The 23,825-nt window shown below is 52.9% G+C and carries 22 protein-coding genes; 9 read left to right on the top strand and 13 right to left on the bottom strand.

Going from position 1 to position 23,825, the window contains the following annotated elements; translation table 11 throughout:
• Window positions 1–86 precede the first annotated feature (86 nt).
• The 4 genes from ftsP to OGV77_RS12475 form a co-directional block, all read right to left on the bottom strand.
• Window positions 87–1,499 carry a cell division protein FtsP gene (gene ftsP, locus OGV77_RS12490; protein ID WP_087051194.1) on the bottom strand — a complete coding sequence of 471 codons (1,413 nt, stop codon included), beginning with the start codon at window positions 1,497–1,499 and terminating at the stop codon, window positions 87–89.
• 71 nt (window positions 1,500–1,570) lie between these two features.
• The gene (gene plsC, locus OGV77_RS12485; RefSeq protein ID WP_043017631.1) at window positions 1,571–2,308 is read right to left on the bottom strand and encodes a 1-acylglycerol-3-phosphate O-acyltransferase; all 738 of its coding nucleotides are present in this window, start codon (window positions 2,306–2,308) and stop codon (window positions 1,571–1,573) included.
• 195 nt (window positions 2,309–2,503) lie between these two features.
• Complete coding sequence (parC, locus tag OGV77_RS12480; RefSeq protein WP_043017632.1) at window positions 2,504–4,762, bottom strand: DNA topoisomerase IV subunit A; 2,259 nt, start codon at window positions 4,760–4,762, stop codon at window positions 2,504–2,506.
• Between the two features lie 118 nt (window positions 4,763–4,880).
• Complete coding sequence (locus tag OGV77_RS12475; RefSeq protein WP_005123105.1) at window positions 4,881–5,276, bottom strand: YgiW/YdeI family stress tolerance OB fold protein; 396 nt, start codon at window positions 5,274–5,276, stop codon at window positions 4,881–4,883.
• Between the two features lie 151 nt (window positions 5,277–5,427).
• Between OGV77_RS12475 and qseB the strand changes: the two genes are divergently transcribed.
• From qseB to OGV77_RS12455, 4 genes are all read left to right on the top strand, one after another.
• Window positions 5,428–6,087 carry a quorum sensing response regulator transcription factor QseB gene (gene qseB / locus OGV77_RS12470; protein ID WP_080626089.1) on the top strand — a complete coding sequence of 220 codons (660 nt, stop codon included), beginning with the start codon at window positions 5,428–5,430 and terminating at the stop codon, window positions 6,085–6,087.
• A complete protein-coding gene (gene qseC, locus OGV77_RS12465; protein ID WP_087051193.1) occupies window positions 6,084–7,433 on the top strand; it encodes a quorum sensing histidine kinase QseC in 1,350 nt (449 codons plus the stop codon). Before qseB ends, qseC begins: the two co-directional genes overlap by 4 nt.
• Before the next feature lie 109 nt (window positions 7,434–7,542).
• A complete protein-coding gene (locus tag OGV77_RS12460; RefSeq protein WP_043017635.1) occupies window positions 7,543–8,124 on the top strand; it encodes an NAD(P)H-dependent oxidoreductase in 582 nt (193 codons plus the stop codon).
• Between the two features lie 30 nt (window positions 8,125–8,154).
• Window positions 8,155–8,469 carry a putative quinol monooxygenase gene (locus tag OGV77_RS12455; protein ID WP_042289259.1) on the top strand — a complete coding sequence of 105 codons (315 nt, stop codon included), beginning with the start codon at window positions 8,155–8,157 and terminating at the stop codon, window positions 8,467–8,469.
• 93 nt (window positions 8,470–8,562) lie between these two features.
• Here OGV77_RS12455 and OGV77_RS12450 read toward each other — a convergent pair whose 3' ends face one another.
• The 3 genes from OGV77_RS12450 to OGV77_RS12440 are packed head-to-tail and all read right to left on the bottom strand — an operon-like array spanning window position 8,563 to window position 12,876.
• Entirely contained in the window at window positions 8,563–9,753 is a 1,191-nt protein-coding gene (locus OGV77_RS12450; RefSeq protein WP_087051192.1) for a glycoside hydrolase family 88 protein, read from the bottom strand.
• Between the two features lie 23 nt (window positions 9,754–9,776).
• Window positions 9,777–11,045 carry an oligosaccharide MFS transporter gene (locus tag OGV77_RS12445; protein ID WP_087051191.1) on the bottom strand — a complete coding sequence of 423 codons (1,269 nt, stop codon included), beginning with the start codon at window positions 11,043–11,045 and terminating at the stop codon, window positions 9,777–9,779.
• A 10-nt stretch (window positions 11,046–11,055) separates the two neighbouring features.
• A complete protein-coding gene (locus tag OGV77_RS12440; protein ID WP_087051190.1) occupies window positions 11,056–12,876 on the bottom strand; it encodes a DUF2264 domain-containing protein in 1,821 nt (606 codons plus the stop codon).
• A 165-nt stretch (window positions 12,877–13,041) separates the two neighbouring features.
• Here OGV77_RS12440 and OGV77_RS12435 point away from each other — a divergent pair, with 165 nt between their 5' ends.
• The gene (locus tag OGV77_RS12435) at window positions 13,042–13,893 is read left to right on the top strand and encodes a helix-turn-helix transcriptional regulator (RefSeq protein WP_043017639.1); all 852 of its coding nucleotides are present in this window, start codon (window positions 13,042–13,044) and stop codon (window positions 13,891–13,893) included.
• A 45-nt stretch (window positions 13,894–13,938) separates the two neighbouring features.
• On the opposite strand, the gene parE is transcribed toward OGV77_RS12435, so the two are convergent.
• Genes parE through nudF form a run of 5 tightly spaced genes read right to left on the bottom strand, consistent with a single transcriptional unit; the run spans window position 13,939 to window position 18,344 of the window.
• Window positions 13,939–15,831, bottom strand: a complete 1,893-nt coding sequence (gene parE, locus OGV77_RS12430) for a DNA topoisomerase IV subunit B (RefSeq protein ID WP_003024571.1) — start codon at window positions 15,829–15,831, stop codon at window positions 13,939–13,941.
• Window positions 15,832–15,859: 28 nt separating this feature from the next.
• Window positions 15,860–16,441 carry an esterase YqiA gene (yqiA, locus tag OGV77_RS12425; RefSeq protein WP_003024575.1) on the bottom strand — a complete coding sequence of 194 codons (582 nt, stop codon included), beginning with the start codon at window positions 16,439–16,441 and terminating at the stop codon, window positions 15,860–15,862.
• Entirely contained in the window at window positions 16,441–17,268 is an 828-nt protein-coding gene (gene cpdA, locus OGV77_RS12420) for a 3',5'-cyclic-AMP phosphodiesterase (protein ID WP_043017641.1), read from the bottom strand. The genes yqiA and cpdA overlap by 1 nt, the downstream gene beginning before the upstream one ends.
• A 24-nt stretch (window positions 17,269–17,292) precedes the next feature.
• Window positions 17,293–17,715 carry a DUF1249 family protein gene (locus OGV77_RS12415; protein ID WP_003024582.1) on the bottom strand — a complete coding sequence of 141 codons (423 nt, stop codon included), beginning with the start codon at window positions 17,713–17,715 and terminating at the stop codon, window positions 17,293–17,295.
• Window positions 17,712–18,344 carry an ADP-ribose diphosphatase gene (nudF, locus tag OGV77_RS12410; protein WP_047408566.1) on the bottom strand — a complete coding sequence of 211 codons (633 nt, stop codon included), beginning with the start codon at window positions 18,342–18,344 and terminating at the stop codon, window positions 17,712–17,714. Before nudF ends, OGV77_RS12415 begins: the two co-directional genes overlap by 4 nt.
• A gap of 205 nt (window positions 18,345–18,549) precedes the next feature.
• On the opposite strand from nudF, the gene tolC reads away from it, so the two are divergent.
• The 3 genes from tolC (at window position 18,550) to OGV77_RS12395 (ending at window position 22,022) form a co-directional block, all read left to right on the top strand.
• Window positions 18,550–20,031: an outer membrane channel protein TolC gene (gene tolC, locus OGV77_RS12405; protein WP_043017643.1), complete on the top strand. Its 1,482-nt coding sequence runs from the start codon at window positions 18,550–18,552 to the stop codon at window positions 20,029–20,031.
• 147 nt (window positions 20,032–20,178) lie between these two features.
• A complete protein-coding gene (locus OGV77_RS12400; protein WP_286502712.1) occupies window positions 20,179–20,856 on the top strand; it encodes a DUF1190 family protein in 678 nt (225 codons plus the stop codon).
• 5 nt (window positions 20,857–20,861) lie between these two features.
• On the top strand, window positions 20,862–22,022 hold the full coding sequence (locus tag OGV77_RS12395) for a glutathionylspermidine synthase family protein (RefSeq protein WP_043017644.1): 1,161 nt from the start codon (window positions 20,862–20,864) through the stop codon (window positions 22,020–22,022).
• Window positions 22,023–22,107: 85 nt separating this feature from the next.
• On the opposite strand, the gene ygiD is transcribed toward OGV77_RS12395, so the two are convergent.
• Window positions 22,108–22,896 carry a 4,5-DOPA-extradiol-dioxygenase gene (gene ygiD, locus OGV77_RS12390; protein WP_043017645.1) on the bottom strand — a complete coding sequence of 263 codons (789 nt, stop codon included), beginning with the start codon at window positions 22,894–22,896 and terminating at the stop codon, window positions 22,108–22,110.
• A 147-nt stretch (window positions 22,897–23,043) separates the two neighbouring features.
• Here ygiD and zupT point away from each other — a divergent pair, with 147 nt between their 5' ends.
• Window positions 23,044–23,817, top strand: a complete 774-nt coding sequence (zupT, locus tag OGV77_RS12385; protein WP_043017646.1) for a zinc transporter ZupT — start codon at window positions 23,044–23,046, stop codon at window positions 23,815–23,817.
• The last annotated feature ends 8 nt before the right edge of the window (window positions 23,818–23,825 follow it).

Below are 23,825 nucleotides of genomic sequence, written 5' to 3'. Positions count from 1 at the left end.
AAAGGCGCTTCGCTGGCCCGCACTGCTGCTTTTTACTCTGTCCGTGCCGGATAAGACAAAACCGTCATCCGGCACGGGAATACACGTTACGGCGCCGGGTTCACCAATATCTGACCGATCGAGCCACGGTCCGCCATTTCCAGCGTCTGGCTGTTAAAGTAGAACGGGAAATGCGCCCATGACGGTTGTCCGTAGTAAACCAGTAATTCAACCTGACCGTCGACCCAGACGGTATCTTTCCAGCCTCTGTCTTCCGGGAACGGCATCGCGCCATTCACATTACGGATCAGGAACGAGACGCCTTCAATATGGAAAGACTGAGGCATATCCGCCCTTACCGTCCAGCGCTCCCAGGAGCCCTGCTGGGCGGTAATATCCATACGGTTGACGTCCCACAGTTGACCGTTAATGCCGGGATCGTCATCCAGACTGATATCACGGCTGCGAATCGGCGAACCGCTGAGGATTTCAGTTGGCAGCAGGCGCATTGGCAGGCTATCAGTCACCAGTGGCAGAAGACCTGTCGGGCGCAACGTCAGTACCAGCGTGGAGATGAGAATACTGGAAGGCTCAAAGAATCCGCGGATCCTGTCGACAATGCTGGCCGCCTCACCGCAGGTGATAGAGACCTCATTTCCGTTTGTCATATCCACCAGAATCTCACGGCGCTCGCCCGGTGCCAGCGAGAGCTGCTTCACCGAAACCGGCGCAGGTAAAAAACCCTGATCGCTGGAAATCACATGCAGCGGACGGCCATCGCTCATTTGCAGCTGGTAACGACGCGAGTTTGACGCGTTCAGCAAGCGCAAACGCACCCAGCCGCGGGAGACTTCGACATATGGGCTTTGCGCCCCGTTGACCAGTAACGTATCGCCAACAAAACCACCGCTACCGGGCTCGCTGTATTCCGGCGTGCCAAAGTTGTCCAGGCGCTTATCCTGGATAATGATCGGAAAATCATCCACGCCATAGTGGTTTGGAATAGACAGTGACTTACTCACTTCATCTTCAACCAGCCACATCCCGGCAAGACCGTTGTAAACCTGCTGGGCGGTACGATTTGGCGTATTGGCGTGATACCACAACGTGGCGGCATTCTGGCGAATCGGCAGCACTGGCGCCCAGTCCGCATTAGGAGACATCATACGCGCCGGGCCGCCCATCAGCGGGCCGGGCACCTGTAGTCCGGCGACGGTCATTGAGACATTTTCAGTCAAACGGTTGCTGTAGATAAGCTTGACGTCATCCCCTTTCCAGACGCGGATCGTCGGTCCCAGGTAGCGGCCGTTAACCCCCCAGACAGGCGCGCGAGTGCCTTGCGTAAAGGACCAGTGCGCGCGTTGCAGCGTCATAAATAGCGGCTGTCCCCGACGGGACTCCAGCAGCGGAGGCACGGGTAACGGTTGTTGCTGACCGGCAGCATTAGCCTTCAGCGGAACAGCACCTGCACACAGTGCGATCCCCGATGTCTGAATGAACTGACGCCGACTGAATGACATATAAACTCCATGAAAAACTGGCGATTAACACGCAGGAAATCTTTTCCTGTAAAAAACCCGAATTGCGCGGATTAAACCTTACCGGCGGCTTCCCGCTCAGCAACTTCTTTATCGAGTTCTGCGATTTTTTGTTCCATCAGCGTACGGCAATGCGCTGCCAGTTCACGAACCTGATCTTTCCCAAAGTGGCTAATATCCACCGGCGGCAGCATCTCTACAATCGCCAGACCATTATTGAGTCGGTTGAGTTTTATCTTGTTCGAGGTTGTTGAAACGCACACTGGAATGACCGGGACACCCGCCGCAATCGCCGCATGAAACGCACCGGTTTTAAACGGCAGCAAACCGCGACCACGGCTGCGCGTTCCTTCCGGGAACATCCAGATAGAAATGCGACGTTTTTTGAAATGGTTCACCACGGCTGCAATGGTGCTGTGCGCTTTTGCGCGGTTGTTTCTGTCAATCAGCAGGTTGCCGGTTAACCAGTACAACTGCCCGAAGAACGGGATCCACAGCAGGCTTTTTTTACCTACCGTCACCGTCGGCGGCTGAACGATATTCGCCGCGGTAACCATGTCATAGTTGTTCTGATGGTTACAAATATAGATAGCATTACCATAGTTCTGCGCGTCTGCCGGCATGCGGCACTCGACCTTCAGGCCATAAAGGGGAGCCAGGCGGCCAAACATATGACCGAACGTTGCGACGTGTTTTGGATTTCGTGGGCTGAACAGACAGTATATACAACCGAAAATACAGACCAGAATGCAGTAAATAACAGTAATGATTAAACGAAAAATATATAGCATAACAACCTCTAAGGCCTAAGAGCCTGGCATTTTACGTCACCTGATTCATCATGCAGTATCAGGTTAGGGCTTTGTTAAGGGCGGCTCTCTGGAAAAGCGTATTGTTAATCGCAACGCACGAATAAACAACGGTTTCACGGGAATTTTTAACGTTGGCTCTCCCTGGGCTAAAACAGGGAGAGCCGGACGGTAGCGTTATTCTTCGCTGTCGCCGTGACTGGCGCGTCTAGGCGAGTCAATATCAATGCTGTCGATACGCTGCAGACCACGCATTAGCGTCCCGCGACGGCCACGCTCGCCGGTTACTTTCTGCAACTCTTCAGGACGCAGTTTAATTTTGCGCTTACCGACGTGGATGGTCAGCGTGCTTTGTGGCGGCAGCACGTAGAGCTTCGCCAGGCCATCTTCGCCTTTCGCCGCTTCCGCTGAAGGGATATTGATAATCTTGTTCCCTTTGCCTTTAGACAATTGTGGCAAATCGCTTACCGGGAACATCAACATGCGACCAGCCTGGGTGATGGCCAGCAGCATATCGGTTTCATCTTCAATCACCACTGGCTGCATCACGCGCGCATTTTCTGGCAGCGTAATTAATGCCTTACCAGCACGGTTACGTGCTACCAGGTCATTGAAGGTGCAGACAAAACCATAGCCCGCATCGGAAGCCATCAGCAGTTTCTGATCGTCGCCTTCCATCAGCATGTGCTCAACCGTCGCACCCGGCGGCAGAGTGAGCTTACCGGTCAATGGTTCGCCCTGGCCACGCGCCGACGGCAGCGTAATCGGGTCGATGGCATAGCTGCGCCCGGTCGAGTCAACGAACACCACCGGCTGGTTGCTCTTACCCTTCACTGCCGACTTAAAGCTGTCGCCCGCTTTATAGCTTAATCCTGGCGCATCGATGTCGTGGCCTTTCGCACTACGCACCCAGCCACTCTGGGACAACACAATGGTCACCGGCTCTGACGGCAGCATGTCGTGCTCGCTCATCGCCTTCGCTTCTTCGCGCTCTGTCAGCGGAGAGCGACGATCGTCGCCATAGGCCTCGGCGTCAGCCTGCAGTTCTTTCTTCAGCAGGTTACTCATTTTACGCTCGGAAGCCAGAATGCCCTGCAGTTGATCGCGCTCTTTCGCCAGTTCATCCTGCTCACCGCGGATTTTCATCTCTTCGAGTTTGGCAAGGTGGCGCAATTTCAGCTCAAGGATGGCTTCAGCCTGGGTTTCAGAAATACCAAACCGCGACATCAGCTCGGGCTTAGGTTCATCTTCATGACGAATGATTTCGATCACTTCGTCAATGTTGAGGAACGCCACCAGCAAACCTTCAAGGATGTGCAGGCGTTTAAGCACTTTTTCCAGACGATAGTTCAGGCGACGACGCACGGTATCACGGCGGAACGCCAGCCATTCGGTGAGGATCTCCAGCAGGTTTTTCACCGCCGGACGCCCATCAAGACCGATCATGTTCAGGTTGATGCGGTAGCTTTTTTCCAGATCGGTAGTGGCAAACAGGTGGTTCATCACCTGCTCCATATCTACGCGATTAGAGCGCGGGACAATCACCAGACGGGTCGGGTTTTCGTGATCCGATTCGTCGCGCAGGTCGTCTACCATCGGCAGCTTTTTATTGCGCATTTGAGCGGCGATCTGCTCCAGCACTTTTGCCCCGGAAACCTGATGCGGCAGCGCGGAAATCACCACTGCGCCGTCTTCTTTCGTCCATACCGCACGCATACGTACGGAGCCGCGTCCGTTTTCGTAAATCTTACGAATCTCCGCACGCGAGGTAATGATCTCTGCTTCGGTCGGGTAATCCGGCCCCTGTACAATATCCAGCAACTGATCCAGCGTCGTTTTCGGCTGCTCAATCAGAGTAATCGCTGCTTTTGCCACTTCACGCAGGTTGTGCGGCGGAATGTCCGTCGCCATACCCACGGCAATACCGGTCGTACCATTCAGCAGAATATTGGGCAAACGTGCAGGCAGCATCTTCGGCTCCTGCATGGTGCCGTCGAAGTTTGGCACCCAGTCTGACGTTCCCTGACCGAGTTCACCCAGCAGGACTTCCGCATATTTAGACAGGCGGGATTCGGTATAACGCATCGCCGCGAAGGATTTCGGATCGTCTGGCGCCCCCCAGTTCCCCTGCCCGTCAACCAGCGGATAACGGTAAGAGAACGGCTGCGCCATCAGCACCATCGCTTCATAACAAGCGCTGTCGCCGTGTGGATGGTATTTACCCAGCACGTCACCGACGGTACGGGCGGATTTTTTAAATTTGGCGCTGGCATTCAGCCCCAGTTCGGACATCGCGTACACGATGCGACGCTGAACGGGTTTCAAACCATCGCCAATAAACGGCAACGCCCTGTCCATGATGACGTACATGGAGTAGTTCAGATAAGCGTTTTCCGTGAATTCATGCAGCGCCAGGCGCTCTGCCATATCGCTCATTAATCGTGGTTCCTCAACTTTATACCCCTCAATGAAAGGGCAATATTGCCGCAGATACTACCCTATCTGGCGTGTTGAGTCACAAAGAAAAGGGCCGCGAATGCGGCCCTGATGGGGATTATTTGGCAACTTTGGTAATCTGTTTCACGTCGATTTCAACGGAGTTCCAGTCTTTATCCACCTCGCCCTGGATTTCAACCACATCCTGCGGCGTGACGGTTACACCGTTCCAGCGCTTGTGGTCGATATCCACATTCACCGTGCCGGTCGCATCTTTAAACACATACAGGTCGTCGGAAATACGTTCAACGATGTTCCCACGCAGGGTAACCCAGGTGTCATCACGCAGCGATTTGGCGCTTTCTACCGTTGTGCTGCTACCGTTCGGGCCGACAAATCCGCCGTTTTGGCTTTGCGTGGTGGTGGTTGGTCCAGAGAAGCCGCCCTGCTGAGCTGCCAGAACAGGTGCGGAACACAGTGCCATTACGGCAACCATTGCAGCTAATTTTTTCATCGTCATGTCTCCCTTTCATGTTGGTTTACGACTATTAAATAAGTTAATCCTTAACAAGTTCTTAAGGCAAAAAAAGATACTTTTTTTGCTGTACAGAGGCTGTAGCCACAGGTTTACTGATGGTAAAGAAAGCGGCGGCAGGGAAGAACATATGCGTATTTTACTGATCGAAGATGACACATTGATTGGCGATGGTCTGAAAACGGGTCTGAATAAAATGGGTTTCAGCATCGACTGGTTTAGCGAAGGCCGTCAGGGGAAAGAAGCGCTTTATAGCGCTCCTTATGATGCAGTTATCCTCGACCTGACGCTGCCTGGCATTGACGGACGGGACATCTTGCGCGAATGGCGAGCCAACGGGAAGCAGGAGCCGGTGCTGATCCTGACCGCTCGCGACGCGCTGGCAGAACGCGTTGAAGGCTTACGTCTGGGCGCGGATGACTATCTGTGCAAACCCTTTGCGCTGATTGAAGTTGCCGCGAGGCTGGAGGCGCTGGTGCGCCGTGCCAGCGGCCAGGCCAGCAGCATATTACGCCATGGTCAGGTGACGCTCGATCCCGGCGCGCTGGTCGCCACGGCGGCGGATGAGCCTTTGTCTCTCAAACCCAAAGAGTTCGCGCTGCTGGAGCTACTTATGCGCAACAAAGGTCGCGTCCTGCCACGCAAACTGATTGAAGAAAAACTGTATACCTGGGACGAAAACGTCTCCAGCAATGCGGTTGAAGTACACGTCCATCACTTACGCCGTAAGCTCGGCAGCGACTTTATCCGTACTGTGCATGGCATTGGCTACACCCTGGGTGACGCATGAAACTCACACAACGCCTCAGCCTGCGCGTCAGGCTAACGCTTATTTTTTTGATTCTGGCATCAGCGACCTGGGCCGTTTCCAGCTTTGTGGCCTGGAAGCAGACTACCGATAACGTCGATGAGCTGTTTGATACGCAACTGATGCTGTTCGCCAAACGGCTCAGCACGCTGGATCTTGACGAGCTAAAAGCCTCAGAGCGCATTGCGCATACGCCGAAAAAATTCAAACATGGCCATATTGATGACGATGTGCTGACCTTTGCTGTCTATACGCCAGAAGGGAAAATGGTGCTCCACGATGGCGACAATGGTCAGTACATTCCCTATAGCTATCGCCGGGAAGGTTTTGACGATGGCTTTTTAACCGGCGACAACGATAAATGGCGCTTTGTCTGGCTGACGTCGGCGGATAAAAAATACCGCATCGTTGTGGGGCAGGAATGGGAATACCGTGAAGACATGGCCCTGGCGATTGTGACAACGCAACTGGTACCCTGGCTTATCGCATTGCCATTGATGCTATTAATCCTGATCGTATTGTTAAGTCTTGAGCTCAAACCCCTGAAAAAACTGGCGCAGGCGTTACGTTTGCGCGACCCGGAATCTGAAGATCCCCTCAGTTTAAAAGGCATTCCCGGCGAGGTTCGCCCGCTGGTTGAATCGCTCAACCAACTTTTTATCCGTATTCACACCACCATGGTGCGCGAACGGCGCTTTACTTCCGATGCGGCTCATGAACTACGTAGCCCACTCACCGCGCTGAAAGTACAGGCCGAAGTGGCGCAATTGTCTGACGATGATCCGCAGGCAAGGCAAAAAGCCTTAATGCAGATGCAAACCGGCATTGAACGCGCCACCCGACTGGTCGATCAGCTCCTGACGCTTTCGCGCCTCGACTCCCTCGACAATCTTCAGGATGTAGCGGAAATCTCGCTGGAGGAGCTACTGCAATCCGCGGTGATGGATATCTACCACCCGGCCCAGCAGGCGCACATCGATGTGCGTTTGCAGATTAACGCGCACGACATTACGCGTACGGGACAGCCGCTGTTACTCAGCCTGATGGTACGAAATCTGCTGGATAATGCGATCCGCTACAGTCCGCAGGGTAGCATTGTGGAAGTGACGCTCAACGCCCGCAATTTCAGCGTCAAAGATAATGGTCCTGGCATCGCGCCTGAGGTCCTTACCCACATCGGTGAACGCTTTTATCGCCCTCCGGGACAAAGCGTGACCGGCAGCGGTCTCGGCCTGTCGATTGTCCGCCGTATCGCGACTTTGCATGGAATGTCAGCCTCATTTGGTAACGCTCCGCAAGGTGGCTTTGAAGCTAAGGTCAGTTGGTAACTGGGTTATTATTGCTCAAACAGCAAAAGACTTTGCACATTTTGCTAATTTCACCGCACCGCTGGTGGGAGTAAAATCGTCCTCAAACGTATTTCCTTGAGGACACAAAATGAGCAACATTCTGATTATCAATGGTGCGAAAAAATTCGGCCATTCTAATGGTCAACTGAATGACACCCTGACCGAGGTCGCGGACGGTATCCTGCGCGACCTCGGGCATGATGTTAAAGTCGTACGCGCAGACAGCGATTATGACGTTCAAACAGAAGTGCAGAACTTCGTGTGGGCCGATGCGGTTATCTGGCAAATGCCTGGCTGGTGGATGGGCGCACCGTGGACCGTGAAAAAATACATCGATGACGTGTTTACCGCAGGTCACGGTACGCTGTATGCCAGCGATGGCCGTACACGTTCAGATGCCTCTAAAAAATACGGTTCCGGCGGGCTGATTCAGGGCAAAAAATACATGTTGTCTCTGACCTGGAACGCACCGATGGAAGCCTTCACAGAAAAAGATCAGTTCTTCCATGGCGTTGGCGTTGATGGCGTTTATCTCCCGTTCCATAAAGCAAACCAGTTCCTGGGAATGGAAGCGCTGCCGACCTTTATCACCAATGACGTGATTAAAATGCCGGACGTCCCGCGTTATATCGCAGAATATCGCAAGCATCTGAACGAAATTTTTGGTTAACTGGTAACCTGGAATTAGAAGGAGTTAACCATGCTTACCGTTATTGCAGAAATCCGTACACGTCCAGGTCAACATCACCGCCAGGCGGTACTGGATCAGTTCGCTAAAATCGTTCCGACCGTACTGAAAGAAGAAGGCTGCCACGGCTACGCGCCGATGGTCGATCATGCTGCTGGCGTCAGTTTTCAGACCACGGCCCCAGACTCAATCGTAATGATTGAACAGTGGGAAAGCATTGCGCATCTTGAAGCGCATTTGCAGACACCGCACATGAAAGCCTATAGCGAAGCAGTGAAAGGTGATGTGCTGGAGATGAATATTCGTATTCTGGAATCTGGCATTTAAGATTGTCGATTTGCCGGATAACGCCACAAACAGACGTATCCGGCTTACACAGCAATCTCCAGGCCCGGTAAGCGCAGCGCCACCGGGCATTCTTTACCAGTAAAGCTTCCAGCTCTGAGTGAAGCGCATTAACGCTTCAACGTAGAAATAATCCCCCCAGCTTGCGCACTCATCGACCCCTTTGTTGCTCGACAGGTGATACACCGAGTGTTTCAGTAGCCCGTTCCCCAGCTCATCTTTGCCCATCAGATAGTGCCTGGTCAGCGAAGACATGATCCCCATCGCCCACTGCTGATAGCGCTCGCGATCCGGATCGGTCACCGGCAGGTGTTTAATCAGCTCCAGCAGACCGCAGACGGCAATCGCTGCCGAAGATGAATCGCGCAGCGCATCGGTCCCGACTAATGCCAGATCCCAATGGCAAACGGCATCTTCCGGCAAACGATTAAGAAAGTAGTTGGCCAACTTTTTCGACAGCTGCACCATCTGGGTATCACCGGTGTAGATATAGCTCAGCAGAAAACCATAAATTCCCCACGCCTGCCCACGCGACCAGCAAGAATCGTCGGCATAGCCCTGCTGAGTATTACCGTAACGCGGCTCACCGGTTTGCACGTCCATATAGTAGGTGTGGAAGGTCGAGGCATCCTGGCGGATCAGGTATTTTGCTGCCTGCGCAACGTGCGCTTTGGCGGCATTCGCAAAACGCGGATCGCCAGTTTGCTCGCTTGCCCAGTACAACAGCGGCAAATTCATATTGCAGTCGATGATCATCCGCCCGGCCTGCTCGGGATCGCGAAGATCGCCCCATGCCTGGATGATCTGCGCCTTTTCATGAAAACGCTCCAACAGCGCTTCTGCCGCCATCAGGGAAAACCCTCGCGCATCACGATTGCCCGTCAATCGCCAGGCCGCCACGCAGGAAAGCGTGTAGAGGAATCCCAGGTCGTGGGTGTTGGTATCGTGGCGTCCGGCAATACGCAAGCCAAACGAACGCACATGTTTCTCCGCCATCTCACGAAATTTGCTCTCACCACTCATTTCCCACGCCAGCCATAACTGCCCGGTCCAGAAGCTGGTCGTCCATTCCACATTCTCTGTCAGCGGGTAATAACCTTGCACACAGGTTTCGGCAGGAAATTGTTCACCGAATTCCGTTAAATGACGGCTAATCAATTCGAGGACATGTTCTCGAGCGCTACTCATTTGATCCTGAAAGCTACCGGGATTAACCGGGCTGCCAGGAAATACGCGCAACGATTCCTCAACGATATGATTTAACATATTTCGGTTCCTTCTTACGTAAATTATTTTGCAGGATTATTTTCAGCAATATCGAGAGCGATATTTTTGCCTCGTTTGCTCTGACAGGCAGATAAAGTAAATGCTGATATCAATGTAAAGATCAGCGCCACAATGCCCATAATGATATATGTCTTCTCAAAACCGATCCGGTCATACATTAATCCAGCAGGTGATGAAACTACTACGTTACCGACATACAGCATGGCCTGATAACCCAGTAAATACATGGTCGCATTTACCCGTTTATCAAAATGCTCGGCAATATATTTAAAGACGGAAACCAGTAATAAACAGATCTCCAGACCGTATAGCGGTTTCAGCACAGAAATGAGCAGATGAGAGTCGCACAGACCGGAGATAACCAACCGTGCGCCCACCAGCAGCCCAACAATCAGCAGGCCACGCTTCGCGCCAACATAATTGACGAATAACGGGATGACCATGTACATGACAAATTCCATTCCCGACTGCACGGTCCCAAGATAGCCAAACACGGCGTTCCCTTCATGCACATCCGAGAAGAAAGTGACGAAGTAGCGGGAGAACTGCTGCTCAGCGATGAACATCATCCACGCTACGCCTGCAACATACAGGCAGAATGCCCAGAATTTGCGATTTCGCAGCAGGGCGTACACATCCGCCGGGGCGATTTTCTCTTTGGTTAACACCTGCGAGGCGTTGGCCGCATTGACATTGACTTTCAGACTCAGCAGAACGACCAGCATCACCACCGACGCCACGCTGCCGAGCATAAAGTTATAGGCCGGAGAGAGGTTAAATAGCAGGCCAGAGAACGATGACGCCACTGCCCAGCCAAGTGACCCCCACATGCGGATTTGCCCAAACTCCATGCCGTTCAGGCGGCTGTAGCGATCGGAATACGATTCACAGGCAGCCACCCCGGCATACCACGCAAAGCTTAAGTAAATCGCGCCAACGATAATGCCCAGCATTGTATGGGACAGTAATAATGGCTGATAGATATAAATAAAAAAGGGTGCCATTAATGCAGACATCACCACGACAAAATAGAGCAGATATTTACTCATCCCTATTTTATCGAGAATATAGCCATAAATAGGTTTCAGAATAACCGAAAAAATACCATTCACGGCAAATACGGTGCCGATCACCGTACCACTCAATTGCGCTTTTTGCCCTAACCAGATAGCCAGCAGACCAATACTTGCAGACCACGTAAAGAAATAGAGGAATATAAAACTACTTATTTTATAATATTCAGTCCGATTTCCCATTGAACTATTTTTCATACCATCCTCGCTATAAAAAGAACGACAACTGGCGTGCACTTTCAGGCTGCTGAATAACAACCTGGCTATTGTTGATAGAAAGCAGCGGAACGGCGGCGTACTGTCTTTGCTGTCCACTGGCGCTCACGGCGCAGCAAAGCCAGCTTTCGCCCTGTGGGATTTCGGCGGTAAGCACAGGGATCGAGGCGCATTCAGGGAACATGATGCTGCTGTTTGGCGGCGTGACCACGTTGTCTGGCTGACGAACTATGGACGGTGAAAGATCAACGATAACGCTGGTTCCATTACGTGCCGCAATGAGACAGCCGCGATCGCGTAGCTGAGGCTCGGCTTTCATTACCGCAAATCCCCCTTCCACCGTTTGCAGGCTTCGCGCGCTGTGAATACGATGCAAACGAAGATGCCACTCACCAAACGGGACCAGCCATGTATCAAGGGTAACGTCATGCCAGGGAGACCAGCGGGACCAGATAAAATTCTCATCAACCCGAACGTCATCGCACTGACGACGGCCACGATAGTAGCCATCGCCGTCTGCCAACAGCAGCATAGAATCACAGGCCGCATGTTTGATGCCGTAACGACCACGCTCAATGGTGAAACCGAAACGGCTGGAGTAGGCGAATTTGGTGTATTTGGCTTCGGTATTGACGTAGTTGTTCAGTTCAAGCTGGCCTGAGGTCAGCATCGTGACATGTTCAGAATGCTCACTGTGCTGCATGATCTGCGCGGCATGCGTAATCACCCGTTTTTCGTCAAGTACGGGTAAGGCCTGCTCTTCAGCCTGCCAGAAGGGATGCTTCTCGGGCAGAGCGAGGATCAAAAAGACCTTCAATGCCCAGTAGGGCGATCCCGGCGAGTTGTAATCTTCGCACATCGCCAGGTTCGGATAGGCAAACCCCAGTGTCAGAATGCCATCACGATCGAAAATCGGCTGCTTCTGCCACCAACGCAGATGGCGCAGGATCACGCCTTTAATAACGCCTGGCGAAAAGACATCCAGTTCAGCAAACGCTACTGCGCTCCAGAACGCAACCATGGCAAAGCGGTAGGTCAGGCTGCGGCCAAACGGCACCGATGCGCCGTCTGCTGCGGACAGATAAATGAAATCTTCGGCAAACAGACGCGAGCGCTCACGCAGAGTGGCGGCGCGATCGGCATCATCGGGGCTTAGGGTGGCATATAACAGGCCATAAAAATGGAAGGCCATAGAGATGTAGTAATCTTTCGGACGCCCGGGACCATCGGAATACCAGCCGTCACCGAGATAGTAGGCTTCCATCAGTTCAAAACGGCGATCGATAGCAGCCTGATCATAAGGCAGACCCGCCCGCTTGAAGCCAAGCTGAACGATAATCGCAAAGTAGTTCCAGTTGCTGTCCGGCATTTGCGCGTCGGTTATCTGGTTCAGCCAGCAATGCAGATTTTCACGTTCGCGCAAGGAGAAGCAGTCCGTCAGTTGCGTCTGTAACAATGCCAGACCCAGACCATATGCAGCCATCTCGACCAGGCGCTGATCGTACGGGCCGGTATCCCCCCAGTAGTGAGGACTTTGCGGATCGGTGCCAAGTTTTATCGCCTGAATGTATTTTTCGGCATACGGCGCATCAGCCCCGCCCGCCATCAGCGGAAACAGTCCCCACAGCGCCCGGGAAAGTCCTTCCATACAGGCAATATCCACGCTGTAGTGAGCACAGGTATTGCCAAGTGAAAACTGAGCCTGTCCCGCCGGAAACTGCTGATCCAGCGCACGCAAAATGGCGTTAACAGCGCACGTTACGTCTTCACGTGATGACAATGGATTTGATTTTTCTTCAGTTGTTGACCACATACTCTGCCCCTCTGAATTAAGTGGCTAAAGAATAGTGAATCGCAGAGCAGCAGAAATGTTACGTCAATCACACCACCAGCATTAAAGTAAAACAGCGATTGAGGAAATTTAAAAATAGGGTTTATAAATTACTATTCGGCGGCAAAAGTTTAAATTTATTGCACTATGACCTTATCCTCACAGCAAGAACATCTGGAATTGATCGCCCTCAACGATGCGATTGCATCGTTCAGCCGTTTATTCGCCAATACGGTGCGTTACCACCACTGGCATCAGTGTCTGGAAGTGCTGTATGTGGAAGAAGGCTTTGGCGTGGTCACGGTTGACCATAAGCAGTTCACCATGCGACCAGGACGGATGTTCTTTTTTCCGCCGTTTACCCTACACAAGATATGGGTCGACGAGCAGGCGCGGGATGGTTATCGGCGTACCATTATTCATCTCGATCAACATGCGGTGCTGAAGGTGCTACGCGACTTTCCGCACACTCAGCAGCATCTGCAAAATCTGAGCGTGCGCGGCAGCGAAGCATGGGTTGTCGACGCGGCGGATATCCACACCCATGTTGATTTTCTTTTCAGCCGTTATGAAAAAATGGCTGCACAGAAGCCGCTGAACACTGAGCAGGTTGCCTGTCTGTTAGTTAATTTATTCAGCCTGTTACCCGAAGATAACGGCAATATGCCAGAAATTAGCAGTGGAATTGCCAGTCAGGTAATGTTCTGGCTGGATGAGCATTACACCCACAAATTTAGTCTGGCGGCGCTGGCGCAGGAGCTGGGCAAATCAAAAAGCTATGTTTCCCGCCGCTTCCAGATGGAAACGGGCGAGAGCATTCTCGACTATCTCAATACTCTACGTCTGCGAAAAGCCTGTGAAGCGCTGCTACACAGTGAAATCAGCGTGCGGGAGATTGCGCAAAAGGTGGGATTTTCAGAGGTGACGTACTTTATCAGCGCCTTCGGCAAAGGCATTGGCGAGACGCCGCTGCAGTATCGCAAGCGGCATAAACAGTAACGCCGGATAAGGCGGTTTACGCCGCCATCCGGCATTCACGGTCAATTATCCTTCGAGATCCGCCAGGTCGCCTTTCTCCTGCAACCAGTTACGGCGATCTTCAGAACGCTTCTTGGCCAACAGCATATCCATCATTGCGTTGGTACGCTGATCGTCTTCATCATCAATGATGAGCTGCACCAGGCGACGGGTGTTCGGATCCAGCGTGGTTTCACGCAACTGCATCGGGTTCATTTCGCCCAGACCTTTAAAGCGCTGCACGTTCGGCTTGCCTTTCTTGCGCTTTAACTGCTCCAGCACGCCCGCTTTCTCTTCTTCCGTCAGTGCGTAATACACCTCTTTACCAAGGTCGATACGGTATAACGGCGGCAGCGCCACGTAGACGTGACCGTGTTTCACCAGCGTGCGGAAGTGTTTCACAAACAATGCGCAAAGCAGCGTGGCGATGTGCAGACCATCGGAGTCCGCATCCGCCAGGATACAGATCTTGCCGTAGCGCAATTGGCTCAGATCGTCGCTGTCCGGATCGATGCCGATCGCCACCGAAATATCGTGAACTTCCTGCGAGGCCAGCACTTCATCGGAAGAAACTTCCCAGGTATTGAGGATCTTACCTTTCAGCGGCATGATCGCCTGATATTCACGATCGCGCGCCTGTTTTGCCGATCCACCCGCCGAGTCACCTTCGACGAGGAACAGTTCGGTGCGATTGAGATCCTGAGCGGTACAGTCCGCCAGTTTCCCCGGCAGCGCCGGACCGCTGGTCAGCTTTTTACGCACCACTTTTTTCGCCGCACGCAAACGACGCTGGGCGCTGGAAATCGCCATCTCAGCCAGCAGTTCAGCCGACTGCACATTCTGGTTCAGCCACAGGCTGAAAGCATCTTTCACGACGCCAGAGACGAATGCCGCACACTGACGCGAAGAGAGGCGCTCTTTGGTTTGTCCGGCAAACTGCGGATCCTGCATTTTTACCGACAGCACGTAAGCACAGCGATCCCAGATATCTTCCGCCGACAGCTTCACGCCGCGCGGCAGGATATTGCGGTATTCACAGAACTCGCGCATCGCATCCAGCAGACCCTGACGCAGACCGTTAACGTGCGTACCGCCCTGCATAGTTGGGATCAGGTTCACATAGCTTTCGGTCAGCAGCTCGCCGCCTTCAGGCAGCCAGAGCAGCGCCCAGTCCACAGTTTCCGTCTCACCGCTAAAATTACCGATAAACGGTTTTTCAGGAAGCGTCGGCAGGCCATTCACCGCTTCGCTCAGATAGTCATTCAGACCATCCTGGTAGCACCAGCGCTGTTCGCTGTTATTGACCTCATCCTTGAAGGTGATCTCAACGCCCGGGCACAGCACCGCTTTAGCTTTCAGTACGTGCGTTAAGCGCGAAACGGAAAAGCGCGGGCTGTCAAAGAAGCTTTCATCCGGCCAGAAGTGCACGCTGGTTCCGGTATTGCGTTTACCGCAGGTACCGACAACCTGTAAATCCTGCACCTTATCGCCGTTCTCAAACGCGATGTTGTACACCTGCCCGTCACGGCGCACGTTCACTTCCACACGCTTCGACAGGGCGTTAACCACAGAGATCCCCACCCCATGCAAACCACCAGAGAACTGATAGTTCTTGTTGGAGAATTTACCGCCCGCGTGCAGACGACAGAGGATCAGCTCTACCGCCGGAACGCCTTCTTCAGGGTGAATGTCTACCGGCATGCCACGGCCATCATCAATAACTTCCAGAGACTGGTCGGCATGTAAGATCACGTCCACGCGTTTCGCGTGGCCCGCCAGTGCTTCATCCACACTGTTATCAATCACTTCCTGTCCAAGATGGTTCGGACGGGTGGTATCGGTGTACATCCCCGGGCGACGGCGTACCGGCTCAAGCCCAGTGAGTACCTCAATGGCATCAGCGTTATAAGTTTGCGTCATGGTTTAAATAAGCAATTCGAATTGATCGTCAGAAACTGTGCAGTCCAAGGAAATCGACAATCGGGTTGAAATAATCTTCGAAGCCCGTGAATGCGTGGTTTCCGCCCTCAATAACTGTCTGGCGGCAGGAAGCGTAATACGCCACCGCCTGGCGGTAGTCCAACACTTCATCGCCCGTTTGTTGAAGCAGCCAGATCAAATCCGGCGCTTCCAGCGGGTCAATCTGCATGACTTTAAGATCGTAAATATGGCGTGACTCTAGCACATATTGCTGCCCCGTGTAGGGGTTCTCGTTTTGACCGAGATAGTCGACCAGCAGTTCATAAGGTCGGACAGCAGGGTTCACTACCACCGCTGGCAGCATAAAACATTGCGACAGCCAGGTGGCGTAATAGCCTCCCAACGAGGAACCGACAATGCCCAGCGACTCTCCGCCATGTTCAAGAATGATCGATTCCAGCATCTCTGCGGCCTGGGCCGGATACGGCGGCAGTTGCGGTACGATCATCTCAACGTGCGGATGGTGCTCCGCCAGCCAGTTTTTCAGCAAGCACGCCTTCGCCGAGCGAGGAGAACTGTTAAATCCGTGAAGATAGAGAAGCGTAGACATCAGTAGCCTTCTGAAGCGGTATCAGGGTGGAAGCGATTACCCTGCAGACGACGTACCTGAGTCTGCAACGTCCCGTCAGCAAAAAGCTCCAGCGTCCGCCAGCCGGGGCTAATGGTATCTAACGTGAAGTTGGAACAGTGCGGCTTGAACTGCACGCAGGTCGACGGCGTCGCCAGCAGGCGGCGTCCGTTCCAGTTCAGATCCAGCTCCTGATGAATATGCCCGCACAACAGATATTTAGCGCGAGGATAATTCACCAGCACGTTATCCAGCTCTGCGGCATTACGCAGGCTATGCTGATCGAGCCAGCTACAGCCCGCAGGCAGAGGATGATGATGCAGAAGCAGTAAGGTATTGCGCTCAGGCGCATCGGCAAGTTTACGTTCCAGCCATTCGAGCTGAAATTCGCTTAACTCACCGTGTGGAACGCCGAACACCTGACTGTCGAGCAACAAGATTTGCCACTGCTCGCCAATGAAGACGCGTTTAGCGGGGGAAATCCCTGCATCCTGAAGCGCGCTGTACATTGCTGGCTGAAAATCGTGATTGCCCGGTAGCCAAACGCAGGGCGCACGAAAACTTGCGATGCCCTCAGCAAAATGCTGATAGGCCGCAGCGGATTGATCCTGCGCCAAATCCCCCGTCGCGACGATCAGATCGTACTCAGGCGACTCTGCATGTATTGCATCCAGTACGGATTGATAGCTATCCCAGGTGTTCACACCCAGCAGCGTTTCATGCTTTTCGGCAAACAGGTGAGTGTCTGTAATTTGTAAGATCCTGACTCTGGCCTCACCAGCCAAAGGAAGGGTTAACAGGCTTTCCAAATGGTGTCCTTAGGTTTCACGACGCTAATAAACCGGAATCGCCATCGCTCCATGTGCTAAACAGTACCGTAACCAGTCGGCCAGAAACTGATTAATTTGATGCTTTTCGTCGCGTTGATGCAACTTTTTATTTGGATAATCATACCGCGCTTTGAAGCGAAAGATCTGCTGACTCGAACACACTTCAGCCACCCTTGCGTCATGATACAGGCGCACGGTCAATGACGGCAGGCTCCAGTATGTGACCGCCGGTGCCGTTTGTTCGATCGCGACAAGCGTAGTGTATCGGGTCGATTCAACGATCGTTAACCGATATTGTGCGTTTGCTACCTGATAGCTCACTGTTTCACCGGCTGCGTCATTACGCGGCAACAGGCGGCGCAATTGCGAATAGTTGGTTTCGCACAGGCGCATCATTTCAGGGAAGTCAGGTGTGTAACGCTTCATTTTTTCCACTCAGTTTTTAACTCTTGATAGTGCAGCTGTAACCATTGCAAGGCGATGACAGAAGCCGCGTTGTCGATTGTCCCCTCTTCTACCCATTGGTAAGCCTGCTCCCGACTCACCACATGAACACGAATATCTTCGTTTTCATCAGCCAGACCGTGGATCCCGCTCGCGGTCGTGGCGTCCACTTCGCCAACTAAAATAGACAGGCGCTCGCTGGTGCCGCCCGGGCTTGCCAGATAGCTCAGAACGGGCTTCGTACGTTTAACTTCCAGCCCGGCCTCTTCCATCGCTTCACGTCGGGCAACATCCTCAACGGTTTCACCCTCTTCGATCATCCCGGCTACCATTTCCAGGAGCCACGGGCTTTCGCTGGTGTCAAACGCCGCGATGCGGATCTGCTCAACCAGCACAACTTCGTCCCGCTCAGGGTCAAAGGGTAGCAAGACTGCCGCGTGTCCGCGCTCAAAAATTTCGCGCTTTACTTCACCGCTCATACCGCCGTTAAACAGGCGATGGCGGAACCGATAAAGATCCAATGAAAAAAAACCGCGGTACAGCGTTTCTCGTGCAATAATTTCTACATCATTTTTAGTGAAAGTCATTGGCAAGTTGTCTGGTTTACGCATTGTGCTGTCCTGAAACCAATAGTGATTAAAATGTGAATTTCAAGGTCGTTTGACTGATGTTTGAACGCCCTTGTGTTAAATTGATGCAAATTAACGCCGTATGGCACGTAACGCCAACTTTTTGAAGTGGCGGATTCTGCTAGAATCAGCAAATATTTTTACAATTTGATCAGCGCTAAATACTGCTTCACAACAAGGAATGCAAATGAAGAAATTGCTCCCCATCCTTATCGGCCTGAGCCTGTCGGGGTTCAGTACTTTGAGCCAGGCAGAAAACCTGATGCAGGTTTATCAGCAAGCACGCCTGAGCAACCCGGAATTGCGTAAATCCGCCGCCGATCGCGATGCTGCATTCGAAAAAATTAACGAAGCGCGTAGCCCATTACTGCCGCAACTGGGTTTAGGTGCCGATTACACCTACAGCAATGGCTACCGTGATGCAAATGGCGTCAACTCCAACGCAACCAGCGCGTCATTACAATTGACTCAGACGCTGTTCGACATGTCTAAATGGCGCACCCTGACGCTGCAAGAAAAATCAGCCGGCATCCAGGACGTAACGTATCAGACCGATCAGCAAACGCTGATCCTGAATACCGCTACCGCTTATTTTAAAGTATTGAACGCGATTGACGTGCTGTCTTACACTCAGGCGCAAAAAGATGCGGTCTATCGTCAGTTAGATCAGACCACACAGCGTTTTAACGTTGGCCTGGTCGCCATCACTGACGTGCAAAACGCCCGTTCACAATACGATACCGTGCTGGCGAACGAAGTTACCGCGCGTAACAATCTGGATAACGCTGTGGAAGAGTTGCGTCAGGTAACCGGTAACTATTATCCGGAACTGGCATCTCTGAACGTTGACGGCTTTAAAACCAACAAACCGCAGGCGGTAAACGCACTGCTGAAAGAAGCAGAAAACCGCAACCTGACGTTATTGCAGGCGCGTTTGAGCCAGGATCTGGCGCGTGAGCAGATTCGTCAGGCGCAGGATGGTCACTTACCGACCCTGGATTTGACTGCCTCTACCGGCGTTTCTGATACCTCTTACAGTGGGTCTAAAACCCGTGGTGCAACTGGTTCCCAGTATGACGACAGCAACATGGGCCAGAACAAAATCGGTCTGAGCTTCTCGCTGCCGCTATACCAGGGCGGAATGGTTAACTCGCAGGTGAAACAAGCGCAGTACAACTTTGTTGGCGCGAGCGAACAACTGGAAAGCGCGCACCGCAGCGTGGTGCAAACCGTACGTTCTTCGTTCAACAACATTAATGCTTCCATCAGTAGCATTAACGCGTACAAACAAGCGGTTGTCTCTGCCCAAAGCTCTTTAGATGCGATGGAAGCCGGCTATTCCGTAGGTACCCGTACCATCGTGGATGTGTTGGATGCCACCACCACGCTGTACAACGCCAAGCAGCAACTGGCGAATGCGCGTTATACCTATCTTATTAATCAGCTTAACGTTAAATCTGCGCTCGGTACGCTGAACGAGCAGGATCTGGTGGCGCTGAACAATACGCTGGGTAAACCGATCCCAACTTCTCCGGATAGCGTGGCACCGCAAAATCCGCAGCAAGATGCCGCGGTGAATGACTTTAACAGCACGGGCAATATGCCTGCGGCTCAGCCAACGGCCGCACGTTCAACCAGCAGCAACGGCAACAACCCGTTCCGTAACTGATGCTGATGACGGGGCTTCGGCCCCGTCTGAACGTAAGACAACGTAAAGATCCGCCTCTTCTTCCGCATTCTCGCCTCTTCCCGCTTCAATTTCGACCAGTCATCCTCTATTCTGAGCAGAGTTACCACTGGGTCCTGGAAGACATAAATGAAACGGACAAAATCTATACATCACGCCTCGTTCCGCAAAAGCTGGAGCGCACGCCACCTGACTCCTGTCGCTTTGGCAGTTACCGCTGTGTTTATGCTCGCGGGCTGTGAAAAGAGTGACGAAACGGTTTCGCTTTATCAGAACGCGGACGACTGCTCTGCAGCTAATCCGGGTAAAAGCGCCGAATGTACCACCGCGTTTAACAATGCGCTGAAAGAAGCTGAACGCACCGCGCCAAAATACGCCACTCGCGAAGACTGTATCGCTGAATTTGGCGAAGGCCAGTGCCAGCAGGCACCTGCACAGGCAGGTATGGCGCCGACCGGTGAAGGTCAGGCTCAGGCGCAGAATCAAAGCAGCGGCAGCTTTTGGATGCCGCTGATGGCCGGTTATATGATGGGCCGCATGATGGGTGGCGGTATGGGCGCTCAGCAGCCGCTGTTCAGCTCGAAAAATCCGGCCAGCCCGGCATACGGCAAATATACGGATGCAGGCGGCAAAAACTACGGCGCAGCAACGCCGGGTCGCACCATGACCGTACCGAAAACCGCCTTGGCGCCGAAACCGGCCACCACCTCTACCGTAACCCGCGGTGGATTTGGCGAATCTGTGGCTAAACAGAGCACCATGCAGCGTAGCGCAAGCGGTACCACCACACGTTCAATGGGCGGCTGACCGTCATGGAAAGAGTCAGTATTGTTGAGCGCCCGGACTGGCGCGATAAAGCCACCGAATACGGTTTCAACTTTCACACGATGTACGGCGAGCCGTACTGGTGTGAAGACGCGTACTACAAGCTCACGCTTGCTCAGGTCGAAAAGCTGGAAGAGGTCACCGCAGAGCTGCATCAAATGTGCCTCAAAGTGGTGGAACGGGTCATCGCCAGCGATGAGCTGATGACGAAGTTTCGCATTCCGAAGCATACCTGGGGCTTTGTCCGCCAGTCCTGGCAGACACAGCAACCGTCGCTCTACTCGCGCCTCGATCTGGCGTGGGACGGGACGGGTGAGCCTAAGCTTTTAGAAAACAACGCCGATACGCCAACCTCACTGTACGAAGCCGCGTTTTTCCAGTGGATCTGGCTGGAAGATCAGCTCAATGCAGGCAATCTGCCGGAAGGCAGCGATCAGTTCAATAGCTTGCAGGAAAAACTGATCGAGCGTTTCACCGAGCTGCGTGAGCAGTATGGTTTTCAACTGCTACATCTGACCTGCTGTCGCGATACGGTGGAAGATCGCGGTACGATCCAGTATCTGCAGGATTGCGCTGCCGAAGCTGAAATCGCCACTGAATTCCTCTATGTCGAAGATATCGGTCTTGGTGAAAAAGGCCAGTTCACGGATATGCAGGATCAGGTCATTGCTAACCTGTTCAAGCTGTATCCGTGGGAATTCATGCTGCGTGAAATGTTCTCCACCAAGCTGGAAGATGCCGGTGTTCGCTGGCTGGAACCAGCCTGGAAGAGCATCATCTCCAACAAAGCGCTGTTACCTCTGTTGTGGGAAATGTTCCCTGATCATCCGAACCTGCTGCCTGCGTATTTCGCCGAAGATGACTATCCGCAGATGGAAAAATTCGTCGTCAAGCCGATCTTCTCGCGTGAAGGCGCTAACGTTTCCATTATCGAAAACGGTAAAACGATCGAAGCAGTGGAAGGACCGTACGGTGAAGAAGGTATGATCGTCCAGCAGTTCCATCAGCTACCGAAGTTTGGCGACAGCTATATGCTGATCGGCAGCTGGCTGATCAACGATCAACCAGCGGGTATCGGCATTCGCGAAGACCGCGCGTTGATCACGCAGGATCTCTCGCGTTTCTATCCGCATATTTTTGTCGAATGATTGAGAGTGCCGGGTAGCGGCTCCGCCTTACCCGGCCTTCAGCATGAACTTAATGCCCGATAAGCGTAGCGCCAGCGGGCATACTTCATCCGACCTGAACCGACAACATGCTCAAACTTCCCATCTCAATCCCATCAACAGGAATAGTCACCGGCTCTTTGCCATCCCACGCGCCGAGTACATACAGCAGCGGCAGATAGTGATCCGGCGTCGGGTTTGATAACGATCCACCTTCATGATCGAGATAGTTCACCAGTGGGTGCTGTTCAACCGGTCCCTGCCATGTCAGGTTTGCCTTAACATAATCATTGAATGAGGTTGCCCATGGATACGGCGTGTTTTCACCGTGCCAACGCGCAGTACGCAAGTTATGTACCACGTTACCGCTGGCTACCAGCATAATGCCCTCATCACGCAGCGCCGCCAGCTTGCGACCCATCTCAAAATGCCAGGCCGCGGGTTTAGTGCTGTCAATGCTCAGTTGCACCATCGGAATATCCGCATTCGGGTACATCTTGATCAGCACGCCCCATGAACCGTGATCAAAGCCCCACGCCTCTTTATCTAAAGTAACGGGCACCGGTGCCAGCAGGTCAACCAGATGCTGTGCCAGTTCAGGTGAACCGGGAGCCGGGTAATGGGTGTCATATAATGCTTGCGGAAAACCGCCAAAATCGTGGATCGTTTTAGGCGCTTCCATGGCCGTTACGCCCGTGCCACGAGTGAACCAATGCGCCGAGACCACCACAATGGCTTTCGGACGCGGCAACGTTTCCCCCAGTTGCTGCCAGGCACGGGTATAAACGTTATCTTCCAGAACATTCATCGGGCTACCATGGCCCAAAAACAATGCTGGCATACGAGTTGAAGACATGATGATATCCTTACTGAGGGAGTCATTTTGATACCACCACAATACGCTTATTCGGTTGATGAAGAACTCAGATAACCATGATGAAGATCATCAGTTATTTTGACGATCTAATCCGCAAAGCAGATTGATAAGGAGTTTTATTTGTCGATGTCAGTACCTTTACTTCTGACTTTACTGGCAGGTGCCGCCACGTTTATCGGCGCATTTCTCGGCGTGTTAGGGCAAAAGCCCTCCAACCGCGTTCTCGCCTTTTCTTTAGGCTTCGCCGCCGGGATTATGTTACTGATCTCACTGATGGAGATGCTACCAGCTGCGCTGGCCGCTGAAGGCATGTCACCGGTATTAGGCTACGGAATGTTCATCGTTGGCTTACTGGGCTACTTTGGCCTGGACCGTCTATTGCCGCACGCGCACCCTCAGGATCTGGTACAGAAAACAACGCAGCCTCTGCCCGGCTCTATTAAACGAACCGCAATTTTATTAACGCTCGGCATCAGCCTGCACAACTTTCCGGAAGGGATCGCAACGTTTGTTACCGCCAGCAGCAACCTCGAGCTGGGCTTTGGTATTGCCCTTGCCGTCGCATTACACAATATTCCTGAAGGATTAGCCGTTGCGGGTCCGGTCTATGCCGCTACAGGCTCCAAACGTACGGCGATATTCTGGGCCGGGATCTCGGGCATGGCGGAAATACTGGGCGGCGTACTGGCGTGGTTAATTCTGGGGAGCTTAATCTCACCGGTGGTGATGGCGGCAATAATGGCGGCAGTTGCAGGTATTATGGTGGCGCTGTCCGTCGATGAACTCATGCCGTTGGCAAAAGAGATCGACCCGAATAATAATCCCAGTTATGGGGTACTTTGCGGCATGACGGTGATGGGGTTAAGTCTCGTCATCCTCCAGTCCATGGGAATCGGCTAATTCATAGG

Origin of the sequence: Citrobacter sp. Ce129, assembly GCF_030334545.1 — a bacterium.
Lineage (GTDB): Bacteria > Pseudomonadota > Gammaproteobacteria > Enterobacterales > Enterobacteriaceae > Citrobacter > Citrobacter europaeus.
The sequence above is the reverse complement of the archived record's forward strand: the minus strand, read 5'-3'. Positions and strand labels throughout refer to the sequence as shown.